This window comes from Serratia sp. SM04, assembly GCF_040280225.1.
In the GTDB taxonomy this organism is placed as follows: Bacteria; Pseudomonadota; Gammaproteobacteria; order Enterobacterales; family Enterobacteriaceae; genus Serratia; species Serratia sarumanii.
Window position 1 is genome coordinate 977,926 of the sequence record NZ_JBEOQT010000021.1, and the last position, 20,441, is coordinate 998,366.

The window sequence follows — 20,441 nt, forward strand, 5'->3', positions numbered from 1 at the left end:
ATTCAGATTCGGCTCTGGCGCTGTGCGCTCCAGGTTTCGGCGGCGTACAGCTCTTCGTCGCGCTCGAGAATTCCGCTGCGATCGCCCCAGCGCGTTTGCTGCTGATGGGCGCGGTGCATGCGGGTGCGCATAAAGCGCGCGCGGCGGAAATCGGCGGCGCCGATGTCGGCATAACAAAAGTCGGCGTAGGTCAGGTCGCTGTCGCTGAAATCACAGCGCGCCGCGCGGCTGTGCTGGAATACACATTGATACAGGCGCGCCTGGCTGAAGTTGGCGGCGTCCAACGTCGCTTCGCTGAAGATCGCCTGATCGAACTGCCCGCCGCGGCACTGCGCGTGGGTCAGATTGGCCTCCAGCCACAGTGACTGCTGCGCCTGCACGCCCGCCAGGTTGGCGCGCCGCAGCGAAGCGCCCTTGAAGTTGCTTTGACGCAGCGTCGCCTGGCTGAAATCGACGTCGTCCAGTTGGTTATCGGTAAACTGGCAGGCGATCAGGCGCTGCCCGGCGTAACTTTTGCCGCGGTGGTCACATTCAAAAAACGTGACGCGGTCGAAATCTGCCCCTTCAAACCTTGTGTCACGGAGATTTAATCGGAAGAACGTGACAAGAGATAACCGCGCCTGATTCAACGCAGCGCCGTCGAGCGGGCTTTCGTAAAAGGTGGTGCGATCGTGCTGAGTGGCGGAAAAATTCGCGCCGGCCAATTGGCATGACATCCAGTGGCTTTGGTTGAGCGCCAGCCGGCTGAAGTCGCCCTGTTCAAGCCGGCAGTCGTTGAACATCGTCAGTTCGATATGGCTCTCGCTGAAGCGGCCGCCCGACATGGCGCACTGGTTGAAGGCCGTTTGCTTCAGGTTCGCCCGTGCAAATTGCGCCTGTTCGAGCCGGCAATTGCTGAAGACGCTGTCGCGCAGATCGCAATCGGAGAAGTTCACGCCGTTCAGGTTCAGTTCGTTGAACATGCCGCCGGCCAAATCCATACCGGCGAATGACAGGCCGTGCAAATCCTCACCGGCAATCAGCTCGCCGCGTTTCACGCGCTGGCGTATTTGCTCTGGCTTTGAGGTCATACTTCCTTCCCGTTGTGGCGAGGCAATGTTTTCACCCTGGCGGTATAGGCGCCCTCGAGCCGGGTCGCCTGATCCACTTGCGACTGCGACAGGTCGGCCCGGAACAGATTGGCGCCCTGCAGGTCGGCGCCTGACAGCACGCATTTTTGCAGGATCGCCGCAATGAAATTGGCGTCGCGCAGGTTGGCGCGAGACAGATCGCTGCGAATGAACAGGCTGCCGCTGCCGTTGGCCTGACGGAAATCGGCGTCGTTCAACCGGGTTTCCGACAGGTCGCAATTATTGAGACGCGCACGGCTGAAATTGGCCCGCTGCAACGGCATCTGGCGTAAATTGCACTGGTTTAGCGTCGCGTCGCTGAAATCCGCCTGCGGCAGCAGCGTCTTTGCCGCGAAGGCGCAGGCCGTGAGGCGTGCGGCGCGGAAACTGAGACTCTGCGTCTCGGCATCAACCCAGGCGCAGCTTTCAAGCCGCGCCCGATCGAAGTTCACCGCCTGCAAGCGGCATTTGACGAAGCTGACTTTGTCGAGCCGGGCGTGGCTGAATGTCAGCTGCTCCAGTTGCAGCTCCATCAGCGTAATGTTGGCCAGCGTGGCGCGGCTGAAATCACACTGCCCGAGCAAGGTTTCGTATCCCAGCAAATCGCGTAATGAGGCCATCGTGAAATCGCAGCGTTGAAACAACGTTTGCTGAATGTTGGTTTCGTGCAGCTGTGCGCCGCCGAAATCCGTCGCTTCGCATTTCGCCAGGGCCAAAGAGGCGTGGCTCAGATCGGCCTGCTGCAAGACGGCGCCGCTGAGATCGGCGCGCGCCAGCATCGCCTCGCGAAGGTCGCAACCCACCAGTTGGGTTTGGCGCAGGTTGGCGTTTTCCAGCAAAGCGCCGCGCAAGTTAGCCTGGCAGAGATCCATGCCGGACAGATCGGCGCCGGTGAGATCAAGACCGCTGAGATCCTTATCACGCAGCATGGCGGCGGTGACGCGTTGGCGAATGATTTGCGCCAGATCGCCGCTTAAACGCAGCGCAGGGCTTTGCGCCTGTGCCGACATTAAATACATTTGGTGCAGCGCGCGCTCGCTTTCCCCCAGCTGTTTTTCGCTGAACGCGTCGGGATGCCGGCGCGCCTCCTGGAACAGCAGATCGCGCTGCTGCTGGTAGCTTTCCGCACCGGATGGCGGCACGTGATCCCCACCGGGATTGCGCGGATCGATACCCTCGGCTTGCGCCAGCTTGAGCATGTCCTGATACTGCGCCTCGGCCTGGCTTTCCAGACGCTCGACGAATTCGGCAAGCTCGTCCAGCTTCGGCGGCGCGTCTTGCGACGGCAGCGGGAACAGTTCATCGATGTCCTGGCCTTCACGCAGCAGGCGCTGGCGGTGCTCTTCGCGCTGCCGGTGCTCGTAGGCGGCGATATTTTCCGCCATCGGGCTTTGCTGCGTCGGCGTTTCCGTATCCAGCCAGGCGCCGATGCACGCTTCCGGCAACAACTCTTGCTCACGAAACGCGTGCAGAGCACCCCGTTCCTTATCCAGCCGCTGGGTCAACACCTGCCGATAATGCACGGTGGAGCGGGACTCGCCTTCGATTTCCAAAGCCGGCATCAGCTGCATCACGTCGGCGGCATCGTCTTCATTGATGCGTGTGCTGCCCTGATAAATCAACAGCATCTGTTCCCGATGGGGGAAGAACCAGACGGTGGTGTGGCGCATCGCGATTTCTTCGAAATGCGTTTCGTCGCCGCGCAGCCGGTTGATGAAACAGCGTGTGCGCCACGGCGGCAAATGACCTTGCTGCACCGGTTCTGAAGGGTGCATGTTCCAAATTCGATAGGCGGCGCGGGGCGGCAAGCTGTCGCGTTGAGGAAACTGCTGATCGCTTTCCGCCATGTTGAACAGGCGCCAGTCGATATCGTTGGCGAAGCCGGGAAAGCCGTTTTTCAACCAGTCGGCGTCGTAGTTTTTACCGATGCGGGAGAAGCGGCGCGGCCAGGTGATATCCAACGCGTCAAAGCTTGCCGGTTGCGCGCTTTGCCGAGGAGACGCGAGGCGCCCCTGCAGCGGTTCAATATTGGGTAGGCGATGGATGCGGCCCTGCGGAAATGTTTCTGGAGTGGCGCCGATGCCGTGCGGATTATCGGCGAACTGGGTGCCGCCGTAAGCCCGGCGCCAGTCCAGACGCATTTCTGCAAAAGGGAGGGGAGTGGAGGGACGATCGTTGATCCAATGGCGATCGCCGAAAACCACCAGCGTTTTTTCCAGCGAATCCAGCTGGATCTTTACGGCGCAAGCGGTTTTGTCTTGTTGATGGTGGGTGTAGGCGTTACCGGTGGCGAGAAACTCCGCGCAGGCTTTGGGGATAGCCAAATCGAGCACGCCGCCGCTCAGCGTGAGTTCTTCGGCGGCCAACTGCCACAGCTCCGGTTCGGGACGCAGGCGCGGGGAGGCCCCCATATCGGCCAAGGCCAAAACGGAAACGCCCAGATGGTTTTGCCCTTGCCAAGAGAAGGGGCGATGAAGCGCGCTGAGGCGCAGAGGTTTTACGACTTTCATTGTGTGTGTAAAGCTTCCTGTGGATATCAGCTGGCAGCCAGGCTGCTGCTCAAAAACAATCCGTTTTTCGGTTTAATAGATATCAGGCTATGTCACAACAGATGAAGAAAACGATGCGGCGTTCAGCGCCGATCGTTAATGCGGGGAGGGCCCCGCTTCGAAAGGGATGATCAAGAGGACAGTGCGCCGTCCTTCCCGTTTATTCCGCGAGCCAACAGCACGGCGGCGACGGACAATGCCGCGGCGATCGCCTTGGCGATAAATTGGCTGGCGCTCTCCAGGTGATAGGGGGCAAAAAATTCGACGTCGGCGGTGCCCAGAATCAGCAGCGCGGCGAGCGCCGCAAAACAGGGCAGCTCTATCGCCAGCGCCAGTCTGCCGGTGGGCGCCGCACCCAGGTAACCCATCAAAAAGCCGGGCAAAATCAGGAACCCGATCAATTCTGCGGGGGCATTCACCGCAGACATCACCTGCTGGTTGTATTTCAGCAGCGCCAGCATCAGCGCGACAAAGATCAGCAACCGCGCAGGCAACGCGGCCGCTCGGCTGGCCGACAAAAAGGTTTTGCCGATCGCGGCGAGCAAGACGCAGCCAACCAGGATGCCAAAGAAGGTAAACAGGATTTGTCCCCAGAGGCTGTCCTGCGTCGAAAAGGCAATGAACGCGCCCATCGTGACACTTCCTTATGCAAGGTGAGTTAGCGAACCGATGAACGATAAGCCGTTGGCAGAGCGTTGCAATCGGATCGCGTGATTGAAAGGAGCCTTTTCGCTCAAAGCCGGGAAAGCTCTTCGATCACCGCTTTTTTGGGGTTCTTCGGGTCGTACTTGATCGCGGTGAAATGGCCCGGCTGATAACGCGGCAGATCCACGACGCTAATTGGGCCTTTCGCCACGGCCGTATGGTTTTTTCCGTCTTGGGCGATGTATTTGACTTCGACTTCGCAGACCGGCCGATTCCCGTCCCACAGGTTGGTCTGGCGAATGCTGACGATTTGCCCGGAGGCGGAAATACCGTTCTCCATCACGCTGAGGGAAGAACCGATATGTTTGAAATAACCCCAGATATCGACCGTGATGAATTTGAAAAAACCCACCAGGCTGAGGATAGGAGCCAATAAAATCAACCCGATAACGGTGAGAACATTTTTGGCCTTCGACATGGGAGTCCCTTTATAAAAAGATCGCCAGCGCCTTGGTGCTCAACCGTAAGGCGCCGTTGGTCACCAGCGCGCCAAGCTGAGTGAACGTCATGGGATCGTTACTGAGCTTGAAATTGGTTTTGCTGATCGCCAGCGGATTGTGCGAGATATCCAGCATCGTGTGTTTCAGGCTGGCTCCTGTCAACGCAAGATTGGAGCCGTAGAAGGCGAAGTTGGCCCCGGTCGCCACCCATTTCCAACCGTGGCAGTTATCTTTCCAGCTCGGTGTCTGCACCGACACGCCGTCCGCGCTGGTGATGTTGATCGTTTTCGCTTTGATGGTCAGCGTACCGGTGATCGTCGTGCTCTGATCGTTTTTGTAGGTCTCGGTGACATTCCCGGTGACGGTAGCGGTTTGGCCGCCGCCTTTAACCGTCAATTCCTGCCCGCCGGCGGTGATGGTGGTGTGCTGCCCGCCGGAGGTGATGTTGACCGTTTGCCCTTGCTTGATGGTGCTGGTTTGTTGCCCTTCGGTAATGTCGAGGGTCTGATTGCCCTTCACCGTGACGTGTTGGGTTTGCGTAATGTTTTGCGTCTGCGCGCCGTCAAGCTTGAAGGACTGATTGCCGGTGATGTCGATTTTATCGCCGCCGTCGATAATCGTCAGGTCGCGGCCGCCTTTGATGTTCACCGTCTGGTGGGCGTTAAGGTTGGCGGTTTCCAGCCCATCGACGGTGGTGGTGCGTTTCGCTTTGTACAGGAACGTGGCGTCGCCGGTGACGGTGTCGTCCTGCTTGCGGCCGATGGTGGTGGTGCGGCTGCCGTCAATATTGACGTTCTTGTCGTTTTCCACCGTCATGTTCATGTTGCGTTCGGCGTGCATGTCGAAAGATTCGTTGCCGGGCGAGTCTTCCAGGAACAGGAAGCTGGCGTTGTCGGCGCCGCCGCCTTTGCTGCGGCTCATAAAGCCCATTTTGGTGGCGTCGCCGGGCAGATCCCACGGCGGCATGCTGTCTTCGTTGTAAACGCGGCCGGTGATGATAGGGCGATCCGGATCGCCGTTGATAAAGTCGACCACCACTTCTTCGCCCACGCGCGGGATCTGGATCCCGCCGTATTTCCAGCCGGCCCAGGCGCTGGAGACGCGTACCCAGCAGGAACTGGTTTCATTGCCGCTGCCGTGGCGATCCCAACGGAATTTGAGTTTCACCCGGCCATACTTATCGGTCCAGATGCTTTCGCCTTCCGGCCCCACCACTTCGGCAGTTTGCGGGCCGTGGGTTTTCGGCCAGGGCGTGATGCGCGCCGGGCGCCAATTGATGTCCGCCGGAACGACCTGAAATTCGGTACGCTGCTCGCCGACGTCGTTATCATTGCTGGCGTAGCTGTTTTCCTGCATGAAGTAATGCGCGCTGACCACCAGGTAGGCGCGGTTGTCCTCCATACGCGGCGCCTGGATCAGTTGAAAACGGTAGCCGGGCGCAATGCCCTGCGAACTGCCTTCGCCGCTCATCTGCTCGTGCTGCGCTTCGAACTCCTGCTGGCGAACCTTGACGTAAAACTGGCCGTGGGCGTGATCGGTATAACGCCCGGGCCAGTCGAACACCTCGGCTTTGTCCTGCGCGAACGAGGCGGGATTCTGCCGCGCCTCCAGCAACCGCGCGCGCGGCTTGCGAAAATCGTAGTCATCCAGGCTATACAGGCTGGGCGTGATGGCGTCCGAAACGCTCCAGCTGTTGATGCTGTCTTTGTTTTCCACCAGGCCGCCTTCCGCGAGCTGATAGGGAATGCTGGCGTAGCCGGCGAGTTCCTGATGCGCCGACGGCGCGTCAGCCAGCACCAGCGTATGGCCGTCTTGCTGGTGCGTGAAATAGTAATAGATGCCTTCGTGCTCCATCAGGCGACTGATGAAATCGAAATCGCTCTCCTGGTACTGCACGCAGTACCCCCAGATGCGGTAGTCGTAACTCAGGCGGTTATCGATTTTCACCTGATACTGCCCCAGCACCTGAGTCAGGATGTCGGGAACGGTCTTTTCCTGGTAGATGCGAAAATCGCGGTTTTGCGTCAGATACCACAGCGTGGGGCGCAGCACGGCGCGGTAGATATAGTAACGGTTGCCGCCGGCTTCCCTTCCGGAGAGGGTCATGCGCGTGATATTGCCGTTGAGATAGCGCGGCGCCAGCGGATTGCCCCGCAGCTCCAACGTGATTTTTTGTCCCAGCAGCGCTTTCAGATCGAGCCGATTGTCGGGGCTGAGCAGCTCGACGTCGAACTCGAACAATCCGGCCAGTTTTTCCTCACCGGAAAGGCTTCTGAACAACAGCTGATGGGAGGGCAAAGGCGTGTGCGCAATGATAAGGCGATCCATACTATTCCCCGCTTTAGGCATAGCTACCGCACGAGAATTGACGCGCGATCCCGATGGCGTATCTGTCACGAATGGAGACAGGAACTGACGAAAGATTTAACAAAGTTTACACAAAGGCACGATTTGTGCAGTCTACAATAGAGCTCTGCATTTGCAAAATAGCCTTGTGGATCAATGCTCAATTCGTTAACTTGCTCACGATCTTGGTTTTAATCATCTAAAACATATACATGCGCGCAGACCATTTTTTATCTCAAATTATTGGGTAATTGGTAATACCAAAGAATAAATCTGTAACACTTAAGTCAACGTGCTTATAAAACAACTCTTTTTTTACGTAAAAAAAGTCACTGACTGTTTTTTATCCTTACCATTTGCCACTTAAAGATGATCAAATATATAAATTTTCCGAATGTTAATTCGGATGATTCCTATTTGGTGGGCGTGGAAAGCCCCCTCTGCAGGCCGTTGGTCGAGGGGGTGAGCGGTTGATAATGCAGCAATTATTAATGTGGACAGGGAGCGAAGGCGATTTGGCTTATCAGGCCGCAGAGCCAGATTAAGACCGGGTCGCGCTGCGCCTGCCGGCCGGCGATCGGCTCAATGGGGAAAGACGTGATGGCCAATTCGTCAGGCAGCGGGAGAATGCGTACGCGTTGCGCGTTTGCCGGCGGCGGCGCATCCGGGCAAGCCGAGCAGGGCGCTGGCGGCGAGGGTGGGAGCGGTGCGCACTATCGTGCAGGTGACGCTGACGGCCGAGGACGGTAGAGGAGGATGTGCGATTCGGCGACTAAAAGCAGGGCGTGGTGTACCACGCCCTGCTAGAGGTTATTCGTCGGCGACGCGGATCACCAGCTTGCCGAAGTTCTTGCCCTGCAGCAGGCCGATAAACGCCTGCGGCGCCTGCTCCAGCCCGTCGACGATGTCCTCGCGGAACTTGATTTTCCCCTCCTCGACCCAACTGCTCATTTGTTGCAGGAACTCGTCAAAGCGTGAGCCGTAGTCGTCGAAGATGATAAAGCCCTGCATACGGATGCGTTTGCGCAGGATCAGCCCCTCCAGCAGCGGCAAGCGGTCCGGCCCCGCAGGCAACCCGGTGGCATTGTAATGGGCGATGATGCCGCACACCGGAATGCGCGCTTTGGTGTTCAACAGCGGCAGTACGGTGTCGAACACCGCCCCGCCGACGTTTTCGTAATAGATGTCGATGCCTTTAGGGCAGGCAGCCGCCAGCTGTTCGGCAAAGTCAGGGGCGCGGTGATCGATGCAGGCGTCGAAACCCAACTCTTCCACCACATAGCGGCATTTTTCCGCCCCGCCGGCGATGCCGACGACGCGGCAGCCTTTCAGCTTACCGATTTGGCCGACCACCGAACCGACCGCACCGCTGGCGGCGGCCACCACCAGCGTTTCTCCCGCCTGCGGTTGGCCGATGTCGAGCAACCCCATGTAAGCGGTAAATCCCGGCATGCCCAGCACGCCCAGCAGGCGGGAAGGATGCGGCAGGTGCGGGCCGAGGTTGCGCAGGCCGCTGCCGTCAGACAGGGCGTAATCCTGCCAGCCGTCATAACCCAACACCCAATCGCCGACGTTGAAATCGGGATGCTGTGAAGCCGCTACGCGCGATACCGTGCCGCCCACCATCACCTGACCGATCTCCACCGGCGGCGCGTAGGAGGGGGCATCGCTCATGCGCCCGCGCATATAAGGATCCAGCGACAGATAAACGGTGCGCAGCACCAGCTGTCCGGCGCCGGGCTGCGGTGCGGGGACGGTATCGAGACGGAAGTTGGCCGCCGTCGGTTCACCGTGCGGACGCGAGGCCAGCAGGAAGCGGCGGTTCTGTTGAGAAGAAGGGGACATCGAAAGCTCCTTTGCGTTGCGACAAACAAGATGCGTTAAGCCTAGTCCAGGGGCGGCAAGGCAACGTTACCGAATGTGCTTAGCCTTAGAGCGGAACGATCAGCACATCGATGTGGCTGATATTGATAAAGCGGGCGGCGGAACAGGAGACCTTATTCATCATGCCGTCGCGATGATTGCCGCAGATCAGCAGGTCGAACGGCTGACGGCGGCTGGCGTATTCCAGGCTGTCACCCAGCTCGCCATGCACGATCAGCGCATCGGCGATCGGGTAACCGGCGCGTTGACGCAGTTCCTCCATAAACAGCCGGGTTTCCTCCTCCATCAACGAGTGCAAATCCCCCAGCATCGGCCCGGCGAAATTATTGTACATTTCCGGGTTGGCGAGGGTGCTTAACAAGGTGATGCTGCCGCCGTAAGGGCGGACGATGGAGACGGCTTTTTCCACCAGGCGGTGGCTGTCAGGGGCAACGGCGACGGTGACCAGAACGTTTTGATACCCCATATCCCACTCCTTGTTGTATCCATCGCATTCCAGGCTGCTGCATCGGCGGCCTTAGCGGAGGTACTGCGTCGGATAAAGGGTAGAGCCTGGCGGGGGGAATAAATGTGTTTCGCATCACGCGCGGCAATAAAAGCCGAATTTACCCCGGTTATATAGCAATAAAAGATAAAACCGTTGCCGCACGTAATTTCACTGAATTAAAGCACCTGCGCCCACAGCGTTTTCGGCACCTTGCCCAGATCGAACAATTTACCGGCAACCAGCTCGGCGCGACGGTGGTCGGCGGCGCGGTACATGTTGCTCATTTCTTTATCATTTTCAATGGAGTAGTTCAGTTTGTCGTACACCTTCTCCAGGCTGTCCAAAGAGGAGCATTTACGGAATGTCAGCAGATATTCGAGCGTATCGGTCATGATTAAAATATAGCCTGTTAATAGTTAAAGCCGGGTGAATAACACATCGGCGGCTCACGGCGACGCCGTCGAGGCAGCGATGTACGACCTGACAAAAATCATTTCAAGTAGATAAATTGCACCGGGTAATGATGTCACGCCGCACGTAGCGGCGCTTTGATAAATCATAATATGCCAGTGCGCCGTCAGCAATCTCATCCTGCTGATAAACGGATAAATAGGGAAAGTCTCAGGGCGGCTGACGGCCGAAGCGTCGTCGTTCTTGCCGTGCACAAGCTCGCGGCGCCGCGCCAGGCCATCTTTTGCGGTGATTTTTTCACCGTCCGTGGTGCCGCTGCGGCCTTGGGCGGTGTTTGTCGTCGTCGCTTGCGCTGAAAAGCCGTTTTTCTCGATGGAGAAATATGAAGAGTAAAACAAAACTGCGTTTTATTTTATGACAATAAAGTGATGAAAACGTCAGCCATGTAAATAATCTTTGGGGAAGAGAGAATTATCACGGCGACAGAAAAAGAAATAAAAGGCATTAAAGTTTTATGGATTGCTGCCGATATGTCGTTTTGGGGAACTCTAATGTAGAAAAAGCATTCTTGCATCGCGCTAATACGGAAACATATCGTTACGTCTGTTAGCTTGTTCACTACGCCTGCGAATCATTGATAAGCCATAATCACCTGATGCGGAAAATTAGAACAGCTTCAGGCTGAGGGCTTAAGTCAAATCCGATAGCTAATAACCTTATAGTTTACGCAGGTTATTTTTCAGCTTGGATATTTTTTAGTAACTCAAATGGTTATTTATACTGAGTTTGTCGCCTATATACAGATTTTTGTTCTGTTATTTTGGTTTGGTGATGCTTTTGTTCGAATTGATCTAAAAAAGATAATTTTTTGGCGGATAAACATTGTTTTTAAGACGTTTTTTTACCTATGGCTGTTTTGTGAACAAAATGGCGGTTAATAAGTGAGCGTATTTGGGTGTATTTGGCTTAATTATTTTTTATTTTTGTGATCTATGTCACATTGTATTTAAAATTGCCTCTCACTTACATTGTGTGTGCTAATGGTTCGGGGGTAGAGTTGCGCTGCTTTAGGAATAATCTTATTAAATTTGTAAAAATAGTTTCATGGTGACTAAACACTATCGAAGCAGAATGCTGTACATCCATACACGTTGGTTTACGCTCGTAGCAAATACTGAACAGTGGTCAAATTTAGCGATTGTTGAAAATTATAGCAGTCGTTTTTGAGAGATTAATTTGCCAGCTTTGGGAAACAACCCAGGTCACGGGCGATAAAATTTATCACCCAGCGTATGTTTTTAAACATAGTCTGTCGGGATGGGGAATATGGGTACGTCTGAATTACTTAAGCATATTTATGACATCAATCTGTCATATTTACTTTTAGCACAGCGTTTGATCAACGATGAAAAAGCCTCCGCGATGTTCCGTCTTGGTGTTGATGAAGCCATGGCCGATGCGCTGGCGCAGCTGACTTTGCCGCAAATGGTGAAACTGGCCGAGACCAACCAGCTGGTTTGCCACTTCCGCTTTAACGAAAGCCAGACCATCGAACGCCTGACCAAAGAGTCGCGCGTCGACGATCTGCAACAAATCCATACCGGCATTTTGCTATCAAGCCATTTACTGCAAGAGCTATCGAGTAAAGACGCTAGCCCGACGAAGAAAAGAGCCTGATGATGGTTGAGAAAAGTATCGTTCAAGAAGCCAAGGACATTCAGCTCGCCATGGAGCTGATTTCGCTGGGAGCCCGATTGCAGATGCTGGAGAGCGAAACCCAGCTCAGCCGCGGGCGCTTGATTAAACTTTACAAGGAGTTACGCGGCAGCCCGCCGCCAAAAGGAATGTTACCGTTCTCAACCGACTGGTTTATGACCTGGGAACAAAATATTCACTCGTCGATGTTTTACAACGCCTACCTGTTTCTGATGAAAAGCGGGCAGTGCAGCGGAGTGGAGGCGGTGATCAAAGCCTATCGCCTCTACCTGGAGCAGTGTCCTCAGCAGGCCGGCGAGGCGCCGTTGCTGGCGCTGACCCGTGCCTGGACGCTGGTGCGTTTCGTCGACAGCGGCATGCTGCAGCTCTCTGCCTGCAGCTGCTGCGGCGGCGCATTTATCACCCACGCGCACCAGCCGCTGAACGGTTTCATCTGCAGTTTATGCCAACCCCCATCCCGCGCCGTAAAAAGACGTAAACTTTCGCCGCAACTGGCCGATATTATTCCTCAACTGCTGGACGAGCAGGTCAAACGCGCCATTTGAGCCGCCACATTGCCGGCTCTCGGCAATGAATACCGACGTGTGATACGCAGGGGCGGCATGCCGCCCCCAGACACGCAGCCTGGTCAGTGCGCCAGGGCGCGTTTGCCCCACCTTCCATCCACATTGTTAATTTAAGGAATGCGTGTGCTAGTTATTTTGGGTTATCTGGTGGTATTGGGTGCGGTGTTTGGCGGCTACCTGATCGTGGGCGGCCATCTCGGTGCGTTGTATCAGCCGGCGGAGTTTCTGATTATCGGCGGGGCGGGGGTCGGCGCTTTCATCGTCGGCAACAACGGCAAGGCAATCAAAGCCACGCTGCGCGCGCTGCCGCGGCTGATGCGCCGTTCCAAATACAACAAAGATCTGTACATGGATCTGATGGCGCTGCTGTTCCGCCTGCTGGCCAAATCGCGCCAGCAGGGCATGCTGTCGCTCGAGTTCGATATCGATAATCCGCAAGAAAGTGAAATTTTTTCTAATTATCCGCGCATCCTTGCCGATAACACCCTGGTGGAGTTCATTACCGACTATTTACGGCTGATGGTGAGCGGCAATATGAATGCGTTCGAGATCGAAGCGCTGATGGACGAAGAGATCGAAACCTACGAGCAGGAAAGCGAAGTGCCCGCCGGCAGCCTGGCGATGGTGGGCGACTCCTTGCCGGCGTTCGGTATCGTCGCGGCGGTGATGGGTGTGGTGCACGCCCTGGCTTCGGCCGATCGGCCGGCCGCGGAACTGGGCGCGCTGATCGCCAACGCCATGGTCGGTACTTTCCTCGGCATTCTGCTGGCCTACGGCTTCATCTCGCCGCTGGCCACATTGCTGCGCCAGAAGAGCGCCGAAAACGTCAAGATGATGCAGTGCATCAAGGTCACGCTGCTGTCGAGCCTGAACGGCTACGCGCCGCAGATCGCCGTCGAGTTTGGCCGCAAAACGCTGTATACCACCGAACGTCCTTCTTTCGTTGAGCTGGAAGAACACGTGCGCCGCGTGAAAGCGCCGGCGCAGCAGGCGACGGAAGAAGAAGAAGCATGAAACAGAATCATCCGGTCGTTCTGGTCAGAAAGCGCAAGTCACATCATGCCGCCCATCACGGCGGCTCCTGGAAGATCGCCTATGCCGACTTTATGACGGCGATGATGGCGTTCTTCCTGGTGATGTGGCTGCTGGCGATCGCCAGCCCGCAGGAGCTGACGCAAATCGCCGAATATTTCCGCACGCCGCTCAAGGTGGCCCTGACCAGCGGCGACAAGAGCAGCTCCGAAAGCAGCCCGATCCCGGGCGGCGGCGACGATCCTACGCAGCAGCACGGCCTGGTGAGAAAGCAGGTCGATTCGCCGGACAAGCGCGCCGAAGAGCTGCGCCTGAACAAGCTGCGCGAAAAGCTGGATGAGTTGATTGAGTCCGATCCGCGCCTGAAGGCGCTGCGCCCGCATCTGCTGATCAACATGATGGACGAGGGGCTGCGCATCCAGATTATCGATAGCCAAAACCGGCCGATGTTCAAAACCGGCAGCGCGCAGGTCGAGAGCTACATGCGCGATATTCTGCGGGCGATAGCGCCGATCCTCAACGATTTGCCCAACAAGATCAGCCTGTCCGGCCACACCGATGATATCCCTTATGCCACCGGCGAGCGCGGCTACAGCAACTGGGAACTGTCGGCCGATCGCGCCAACGCCTCCCGACGCGAGCTGATCGCCGGCGGCCTGGCGGAAGGCAAGGTGCTGCGGGTGGTGGGCATGGCGGCCACCATGAGCCTGAAACAGCACGGCGCCGATGACGCGATTAACCGTCGCATCACCGTGCTGGTGCTGAATAAGCAAACGCAAGAAGGCATCGAACATGAAAATGCCGAAAGCAACGCGATGGATATCGCCCAGCCGGACAGCCTGAAACAGCTGGCGCCGTCGGCGACTGCACCGGCCAGCCAAACGCCGGAGCCCTCGGCGGCAGCCCCGGAGCCGGCGGCGTCAACGCCAGCGCCGAGCGTCCCAGCGCAGGTATCCCCGGCGATAGCCCCGGCCGATCAGGCGCCGGAACAACCGGCGGCCGCACCCGCACCGACTAACCGCGACTCACAGCCAGAGGTGACCCCGTGAGCATGGACATTAGCGATTTTTATCAGACCTTCTTTGATGAGGCGGACGAGTTGCTGGCCGACATGGAGCAACATCTGCTGGAGCTGGATCCGCTGGCCCCCGATATCGAGCCGTTGAACGCCATCTTCCGCGCGGCGCACTCGATCAAGGGCGGCGCGGCGACCTTTGGCTTTTCGGTGCTGCAGGAAACCACCCACCTGCTGGAGAACCTGCTGGACGGTGCAAGACGCCAGGAAATGAGCCTGAGCACCGAGATTATCAACCTGTTTCTGGAAACCAAAGACATTATGCAGGAGCAACTGGACGCCTATAAAACCTCGCAACAGCCTGACGCCGAAAGCTTTGAATACATTTGCCAGGCGCTGCGCCAGCTGGCGTTGGAAGCGCAACAGCAGCAGGCGGCGCCCGCGGCTCAACCGGCCGTTCAGCAGCCTGTCGTGAAGCCGGCGGCCGCGCCGGCGGCGATCGAAGGCGGCATGCGCATCAGCCTGAACGGGCTAAAAGCCAGTGAAATTCCCTTGATGTTGGAAGAACTGGGCAACCTCGGCGAGGTTAAAGACCCTCATCAGACGGAACACAGTCTGGACGTGACGTTGCTCACCTCCGCCAGCGAAGACGACATCAGCGCCGTGCTGTGCTTCGTGCTGGAACCGGAACAAATCAGCTTCTCGACGCCGACGCCGAGCGAACCGGCCGCCGCAGAAGCTAGCTTACCGGCAGCGGTCGCCGTGCCGGAACCTGCGCCAGCGCCGGTCGCCAGCGCCGCGCCGCCTGCCGCCAAACCGGCCGCCGCAGCGGCGGAAGCGCCGAAAGCGCGCGCCAAGGCGAGCGAGTCCACCAGCATTCGCGTGGCGGTGGAAAAGGTGGATCAGCTGATCAACCTGGTGGGCGAGCTGGTGATCACCCAGTCGATGCTGGCGCAGCGCTCCGGCACGCTCGATCCGGTCAACCACGGCGATCTGCTGAACAGCATGAGCCAGCTGGAGCGTAACGCGCGCGATCTGCAGGAGTCGGTGATGTCGATCCGCATGATGCCGATGGAATACGTCTTCAGCCGCTACCCGCGCCTGGTGCGCGATCTGGCCGGCAAGCTGAACAAGCAGGTGGAGCTGACGCTGCAGGGCAGCTCGACCGAACTGGACAAGAGCCTGATCGAACGCATCATCGATCCGTTGACGCACCTGGTGCGCAACAGCCTCGATCACGGTATCGAAGAGCCGGCCACCCGCATCGCCGCCGGCAAATCGGCGGTGGGCAATCTGGTGCTGTCGGCCGAACATCAGGGCGGCAACATCTGTATTGAGGTTATCGACGACGGCGCCGGCCTGAACCGCGAAAAAATTCTCGCCAAGGCCGCGTCGCAAGGGCTGGCGGTGAGCGACAGCATGAGCGACGAAGAAGTCGGCATGCTGATCTTCGCGCCGGGCTTCTCCACCGCCGAGCAGGTGACCGACGTTTCCGGCCGCGGCGTCGGCATGGACGTAGTGAAACGGAATATTCAGGAGATGGGCGGCCACGTCGAGATCCGTTCGCAGGCCGGTAAAGGCACCACCATCCGCATCCTGCTGCCGCTGACGCTGGCGATCCTCGACGGTATGTCGGTCAAGGTGAACGACGAAGTCTTTATCCTGCCGCTGAACGCGGTGATGGAATCGCTGCAGCCGCAGGCGGAAGATCTGCATCCGCTGGCCGGGGGCGAACGCGTGCTGCAGGTGCGCGGCGAATACCTGCCGCTGGTGGAGCTGTATCGGGTATTCGAAGTGGACGGCGCCAAAACCGACGCCACGCAGGGCATCGTCGTTATCCTGCAAAGCGCCGGCCGCCGCTATGCGTTGCTGGTGGATCAGCTGATCGGCCAGCACCAGGTGGTGGTGAAGAATCTGGAAAGCAACTACCGCAAAGTGCCGGGCATCTCCGCCGCGACCATTTTGGGCGACGGCAGCGTGGCCTTGATCGTCGATGTCTCGGCGTTGCAAACCTTGAACCGTGAAAAGCGTCTGACGGACGCCGCCGCATAATAATGAGTTTATTGATTTAAAAGGTGAATGATATGGCAGGATTGGCAGCCGTCAGCAAATTGGCTGGCGAAACGGTAGGGCAAGAGTTTCTGATTTTCACCCTGGGCAATGAGGAGTACGGCATCGATATCCTCAAGGTGCAGGAAATTCGCGGCTACGATCAGGTGACCCGCATCGCCAACACGCCGGCGTTCATCAAGGGTGTCACCAACCTGCGCGGCGTGATTGTCCCGATCATCGATCTGCGGGTGAAATTCTCGCAGCAAAGCGTGTCTTACGATGAAAACACCGTGGTGATCGTGCTGAACTTTGGTCAGCGCGTGGTGGGCATCGTGGTCGACGGCGTTTCCGACGTGCTGTCGCTGACCGCCGAGCAGATCCGCCCGGCGCCGGAGTTCGCGGTGACGCTGGCGACCGAATACCTCACCGGTCTCGGTTCGCTGGGCGAGCGCATGCTGATCCTGGTGGATATCGAAAAGCTGCTGAGCAGCGAAGAGATGTCGCTGGTCGACAGCGTGGCGAAAAGCGTCTGATTCATGACCCCAGGGGGCAGGGCGCTGCCCCCTTCATCCATCACTCTTCCTGACCTGTCGCGGCGCCGCAGACCGCGCCCGGAACCCCCACTAAAAATAGTTACTTTCCCGCATAAAGTTTTGCCGCACGGCGCCGATAACTCTCACATTCAACGTCATCAGAGCCTGTCTGCGCGGGCTTCAACAAGGGAAATCATGTTAAATCGTATGAAGGTGGTCACCAGCCTGTTGCTGGTGTTGGTGCTGTTTGGCGCCTTGCAGTTGATTTCGGGCGGACTCTTTTTCTCCTCGCTGAAAAGCGATAAGGAAAACTTTACCGTCCTGCAAACGATCCGCCAGCAGCAGTCTGAATTGAACGAAAGCTGGGTCAACCTGCTGCAGACTCGTAATACCCTGAACCGAGCGGGTATTCGTTACATGATGGATACCAACAAAATCGGCAGCGGTGCCACCGTCACCGATCTGTTGACTTCGGCGAAGAGCATGCTGACGGTCGCGGAACAGCATTACGCCGCCTATGAAAAAATCCCTCTCGATCCGCGTCAGGACGTGCAGTCCGCGGAAAAACTCAAGCAACAGTATGACATCTTGCACGGTGCTTTGACCGAACTGATTCAGCTGTTGGGCGAAGGCAAAATCAATGCCTTCTTCGATCAACCGACACAAAGCTATCAGGATGGCTTCGAGCAGATCTACAACACCTACCTGGCACAAAACGACACGCTGTACCAAGGCGCGGTAGAAGACAGCAACAAGTCGTTCTCCTCGGCCATTTGGACGCTGGTGATCGTGTTGCTGGTCGTGTTGGCCGTGATCGTGCTCGTTTGGACCGGCATCCATCATATCCTGGTGCGCCCGCTGAACCGCATGATTGACCACATCAAACAGATCGCCGCCGGCGACCTGACTCAGCAGATCGTGGTCACCAGCCGCAACGAAATGGGCGTGCTGGCGGCCAGCCTGAAACACATGCAAAGCGAACTGATCGAAACCGTCAGCGGCGTGCGTCAGGGCGCAGATGCCATCTACAGCGGCGCGTCTGAAATCGCCGCGGGCAACAACGATCTCTCTTCCCGCACCGAGCAGCAGGCCGCTTCGCTGGAAGAGACCGCCGCCAGCATGGAACAGCTGACCGCGACGGTGAAACAGAACGCCGAAAACGCCCGTCAGGCTTCACAGCTGGCGCTGAGCGCCTCCGAAACCGCGCAGAAGGGCGGCAAGGTGGTGGCCAACGTGGTGCAGACCATGCACGACATCGCCGGCAGCTCGCAGAAAATCGCCGATATCACCGGCGTGATCGACGGCATCGCCTTCCAGACCAACATCCTGGCGTTGAACGCCGCGGTGGAAGCGGCGCGCGCCGGCGAGCAGGGCCGCGGCTTCGCGGTGGTGGCCGGTGAAGTGCGCAACCTGGCGCAGCGCAGCGCGCAGGCGGCCAAAGAGATCAAAGGCCTGATCGAAGACTCGGTCAGCCGCGTCGATATGGGTTCCGTATTGGTCGAGAGCGCCGGTGAAACCATGGGCGACATCGTCAACGCCGTCACCCGCGTGACCGACATCATGGGCGAAATCGCCTCGGCGTCGGACGAACAGAGCCGCGGGATCGATCAGGTTGGCCAGGCGGTAGCGGAAATGGACCGCGTGACCCAGCAGAACGCCTCGTTGGTGGAAGAATCCGCCTCGGCGGCGGCGGCGCTGGAAGAACAGGCCAGCATGCTGACCCAGTCGGTGGCGGTATTCCGCCTGAGGGCGGAGGGCCAGGAAGAGTTTAAAGCGCCTGTCACCAGCAAGGCGACGGTAACACCGGTAATCAATCATAAGAAAATGAACGCCAGCGATCTGCAGGATAACTGGGAAACGTTCTGACCGGTATCGGGCCTCTCTCGCAGCGGCCCTTTCCCCTACGTAGGCCGGTCGCCGGCCGGCTGCAAGGAGGTTCACAGTGTTTAACCGAATCCGTATCTCTACCAGCTTGTTCCTGTTGTTGATGACCTTCTGCGTTCTGCAGTTGGCCAGCAGCGGCCTGTCGTATTCCGCGTTTCGCTCCGATAACCACAACCTCGACATCATCACCCTCGGCAGCCAGCAGCGCGATTCGCTCAGCCTGAGCTGGGTGTCGCTGTTGCAGGCGCGCAATACGCTGAACCGCGCCGGCACCCGTGCGGCGCTGAAACTGCCGCAGGAGCAGGTGAACGAATTGATGAGCAGCGCCCGCAGTTCGCTGCAGAAGGCCGATCTCTATTTCAATCAGTTCATGGCGGTTGAGCGCAGCAGTGAGCAACAGAGTCAGCAGACGGCAACCACCAAGGCCAGCTACGAGCGGCTGCGCGGCGCGCTGCGCGAGCTGATCGGCTTCCTGGAGAAAGGGGAGCTGCAGGCGTTTATGGATCAGCCGACGCAGAAAACCCAGGACCTGTTCGAAGCCGACTTCGTGCAGTACCTGCAGTTGGTCAACGGCGACATCAGCGAAGCCAGAGACGCCAACCAGTTCTCCTTCACGCTGGCGGGCCTGATGCTGGCGGGGGCGGTCTTGATGCTGATCGTGGTGACCGGCAGCGCCATGTGGTGGTTACGCACCATGCTGGTACAGCCGCTGAACCAGATCCGCAGCCACTTTGAACGCATCGCCGCCGGCGATTTGGCGACGCCGATTCAGGTGTATGGCCGCAATGAAATCAGCATGCTGTTCGCCAGCCTGCAACGCACGCAGCAGTCGCTGATCGGCACCGTCGGCGCGGTGCGCGACGGCGCGGAGTCGATTCTGATCGGCCTGCAGGAGATCGCCGAAGGCAACAACGATCTCTCTTCCCGCACCGAGCAGCAGGCCGCGTCGCTGGAAGAAACCGCCGCCAGCATGGAACAGCTGACCGCCACGGTGAAACAGAACGCCGACAATGCGCGGCAGGCTTCTCAGCTGGCGCGCGACGCCTCGGCCACCGCGGCCAAGGGCGGCGAACTGGCCGGCGACGTGGTGACCACCATGCACGATATCGCCAACAGTTCGCAGAAAATCGGCGCCATCACCAGCGTGATTGACGGCATCGCCTTCCAGACCAACATTCTGGCGCTCAATGCGGCGGTGGAAGCGGCGCGCGCCGGTGAACAGGGGCGCGGTTTCGCCGTGGTCGCCGGCGAAGTGCGCAACCTGGCGAGCCGCAGCGCACAGGCGGCGAAAGAGATCAAGGTGCTGATCGATGAATCGGTCAGCCGCGTCAAACACGGCTCGGTGCTGGTGGAAAACTCCGGCGCCACCATGCAGGACATCGTGCGTTCGGTGACCCGCGTGACCGACATCATGGGCGAGATCGCGTCGGCTTCGGATGAACAGAGCCGCGGCATCGAGCAGGTGACGCAGGCGGTGACCCAGATGGATCAGGTCACCCAGCAGAACGCCGCGCTGGTGGAAGAGTCCGCTTCTGCCGCCACCGCGCTGGAAGAGCAGGCCATTACCCTGGCTGACGCGGTCGCGGTATTCCGTCTGGCGGACGATAACTTCGTCGCGCCAGGTAACAGCAACAACGCAGTTTCACCCGTGGTAAAGGAAGCCCAAGATTGTTAAACCGCATAAGCAGCACGTGTTTCCCCGGTGAGGTGGC

17 protein-coding genes are annotated in these 20,441 nt (G+C 58.2%); 8 read left to right on the top strand and 9 right to left on the bottom strand.

The genetic code is table 11. The features are described from left to right. Positions 1–2: 2 nt before the first annotated feature. The 9 genes from ABTW55_RS19085 to ABTW55_RS19125 all read right to left on the bottom strand — a co-directional run bounded on the left by ABTW55_RS19085 (position 3) and on the right by ABTW55_RS19125 (position 10,329). Positions 3–1,070, bottom strand: coding sequence for a pentapeptide repeat-containing protein (locus tag ABTW55_RS19085; protein ID WP_033635019.1), 1,068 nt, complete (start codon positions 1,068–1,070; stop codon positions 3–5). After that, on the bottom strand, positions 1,067–3,619 hold the full coding sequence (locus ABTW55_RS19090) for a DUF2169 domain-containing protein (RefSeq protein ID WP_060421539.1): 2,553 nt from the start codon (positions 3,617–3,619) through the stop codon (positions 1,067–1,069). Before ABTW55_RS19090 ends, ABTW55_RS19085 begins: the two co-directional genes overlap by 4 nt. A 170-nt stretch (positions 3,620–3,789) precedes the next feature. Then, positions 3,790–4,290, bottom strand: coding sequence for a hypothetical protein (locus ABTW55_RS19095; RefSeq protein ID WP_060421536.1), 501 nt, complete (start codon positions 4,288–4,290; stop codon positions 3,790–3,792). Between the two features lie 101 nt (positions 4,291–4,391). Continuing rightward, positions 4,392–4,781, bottom strand: a complete 390-nt coding sequence (locus ABTW55_RS19100; RefSeq protein WP_033647801.1) for a DUF3592 domain-containing protein — start codon at positions 4,779–4,781, stop codon at positions 4,392–4,394. Positions 4,782–4,791: 10 nt separating this feature from the next. Then, positions 4,792–7,131, bottom strand: coding sequence for a type VI secretion system Vgr family protein (locus ABTW55_RS19105; RefSeq protein ID WP_033647800.1), 2,340 nt, complete (start codon positions 7,129–7,131; stop codon positions 4,792–4,794). Between the two features lie 828 nt (positions 7,132–7,959). Continuing rightward, positions 7,960–8,994 carry an NADP-dependent oxidoreductase gene (locus ABTW55_RS19110; RefSeq protein WP_033653625.1) on the bottom strand — a complete coding sequence of 345 codons (1,035 nt, stop codon included), beginning with the start codon at positions 8,992–8,994 and terminating at the stop codon, positions 7,960–7,962. An 85-nt stretch (positions 8,995–9,079) separates the two neighbouring features. Further along, on the bottom strand, positions 9,080–9,499 hold the full coding sequence (uspC, locus tag ABTW55_RS19115) for a universal stress protein UspC (RefSeq protein WP_033653626.1): 420 nt from the start codon (positions 9,497–9,499) through the stop codon (positions 9,080–9,082). A gap of 197 nt (positions 9,500–9,696) precedes the next feature. Next, complete coding sequence (ydgT, locus tag ABTW55_RS19120) at positions 9,697–9,912, bottom strand: transcription modulator YdgT (protein ID WP_033635010.1); 216 nt, start codon at positions 9,910–9,912, stop codon at positions 9,697–9,699. Positions 9,913–9,966: 54 nt separating this feature from the next. Next, positions 9,967–10,329 carry a hypothetical protein gene (locus ABTW55_RS19125; protein ID WP_060421533.1) on the bottom strand — a complete coding sequence of 121 codons (363 nt, stop codon included), beginning with the start codon at positions 10,327–10,329 and terminating at the stop codon, positions 9,967–9,969. 928 nt (positions 10,330–11,257) lie between these two features. On the opposite strand from ABTW55_RS19125, the gene flhD reads away from it, so the two are divergent. From flhD to ABTW55_RS19165, 8 genes are all read left to right on the top strand, one after another. Next, positions 11,258–11,608 carry a flagellar transcriptional regulator FlhD gene (gene flhD, locus ABTW55_RS19130; RefSeq protein ID WP_060421529.1) on the top strand — a complete coding sequence of 117 codons (351 nt, stop codon included), beginning with the start codon at positions 11,258–11,260 and terminating at the stop codon, positions 11,606–11,608. Beyond that, the gene (flhC, locus tag ABTW55_RS19135) at positions 11,608–12,192 is read left to right on the top strand and encodes a flagellar transcriptional regulator FlhC (RefSeq protein ID WP_016927281.1); all 585 of its coding nucleotides are present in this window, start codon (positions 11,608–11,610) and stop codon (positions 12,190–12,192) included. Before flhD ends, flhC begins: the two co-directional genes overlap by 1 nt. A 144-nt stretch (positions 12,193–12,336) precedes the next feature. Further along, positions 12,337–13,227 (top strand): flagellar motor stator protein MotA, encoded by an 891-nt coding sequence (gene motA, locus ABTW55_RS19140; protein ID WP_015378266.1) that lies wholly within the window; start codon positions 12,337–12,339, stop codon positions 13,225–13,227. Beyond that, entirely contained in the window at positions 13,224–14,294 is a 1,071-nt protein-coding gene (gene motB, locus ABTW55_RS19145) for a flagellar motor protein MotB (protein WP_060421526.1), read from the top strand. The genes motA and motB overlap by 4 nt, the downstream gene beginning before the upstream one ends. Further along, positions 14,291–16,312, top strand: coding sequence for a chemotaxis protein CheA (gene cheA, locus ABTW55_RS19150; RefSeq protein WP_060421524.1), 2,022 nt, complete (start codon positions 14,291–14,293; stop codon positions 16,310–16,312). The genes motB and cheA overlap by 4 nt, the downstream gene beginning before the upstream one ends. Before the next feature lie 32 nt (positions 16,313–16,344). Beyond that, positions 16,345–16,845 carry a chemotaxis protein CheW gene (gene cheW / locus ABTW55_RS19155; protein WP_025303271.1) on the top strand — a complete coding sequence of 167 codons (501 nt, stop codon included), beginning with the start codon at positions 16,345–16,347 and terminating at the stop codon, positions 16,843–16,845. A gap of 195 nt (positions 16,846–17,040) precedes the next feature. Next, on the top strand, positions 17,041–18,711 hold the full coding sequence (gene tsr / locus ABTW55_RS19160; RefSeq protein WP_060421521.1) for a methyl-accepting chemotaxis protein: 1,671 nt from the start codon (positions 17,041–17,043) through the stop codon (positions 18,709–18,711). A 76-nt stretch (positions 18,712–18,787) separates the two neighbouring features. Beyond that, a complete protein-coding gene (locus ABTW55_RS19165) occupies positions 18,788–20,404 on the top strand; it encodes a methyl-accepting chemotaxis protein (RefSeq protein WP_033653630.1) in 1,617 nt (538 codons plus the stop codon). Positions 20,405–20,441 lie beyond the last annotated feature (37 nt).

What these genes read in the sequence shown, in the direction of transcription:
- ABTW55_RS19085 (WP_033635019.1), bottom strand. Translation starts at nt 1,070, where the DNA reads ATGACCTCAAAGCCAGAGCAAATACGCCAGCGCGTGAAACGCGGCGAG.
- ABTW55_RS19090 (WP_060421539.1), bottom strand. Translation starts at nt 3,619, where the DNA reads ATGAAAGTCGTAAAACCTCTGCGCCTCAGCGCGCTTCATCGCCCCTTC.
- ABTW55_RS19095 (WP_060421536.1), bottom strand. Translation starts at nt 4,290, where the DNA reads ATGGGCGCGTTCATTGCCTTTTCGACGCAGGACAGCCTCTGGGGACAA.
- ABTW55_RS19100 (WP_033647801.1), bottom strand. Translation starts at nt 4,781, where the DNA reads ATGTCGAAGGCCAAAAATGTTCTCACCGTTATCGGGTTGATTTTATTG.
- ABTW55_RS19105 (WP_033647800.1), bottom strand. Translation starts at nt 7,131, where the DNA reads ATGGATCGCCTTATCATTGCGCACACGCCTTTGCCCTCCCATCAGCTG.
- ABTW55_RS19110 (WP_033653625.1), bottom strand. Translation starts at nt 8,994, where the DNA reads ATGTCCCCTTCTTCTCAACAGAACCGCCGCTTCCTGCTGGCCTCGCGT.
- uspC (WP_033653626.1), bottom strand. Translation starts at nt 9,499, where the DNA reads ATGGGGTATCAAAACGTTCTGGTCACCGTCGCCGTTGCCCCTGACAGC.
- ydgT (WP_033635010.1), bottom strand. Translation starts at nt 9,912, where the DNA reads ATGACCGATACGCTCGAATATCTGCTGACATTCCGTAAATGCTCCTCT.
- flhD (WP_060421529.1), top strand. Translation starts at nt 11,258, where the DNA reads ATGGGTACGTCTGAATTACTTAAGCATATTTATGACATCAATCTGTCA.
- flhC (WP_016927281.1), top strand. Translation starts at nt 11,608, where the DNA reads ATGATGGTTGAGAAAAGTATCGTTCAAGAAGCCAAGGACATTCAGCTC.
- motB (WP_060421526.1), top strand. Translation starts at nt 13,224, where the DNA reads ATGAAACAGAATCATCCGGTCGTTCTGGTCAGAAAGCGCAAGTCACAT.
- cheW (WP_025303271.1), top strand. Translation starts at nt 16,345, where the DNA reads ATGGCAGGATTGGCAGCCGTCAGCAAATTGGCTGGCGAAACGGTAGGG.
- tsr (WP_060421521.1), top strand. Translation starts at nt 17,041, where the DNA reads ATGTTAAATCGTATGAAGGTGGTCACCAGCCTGTTGCTGGTGTTGGTG.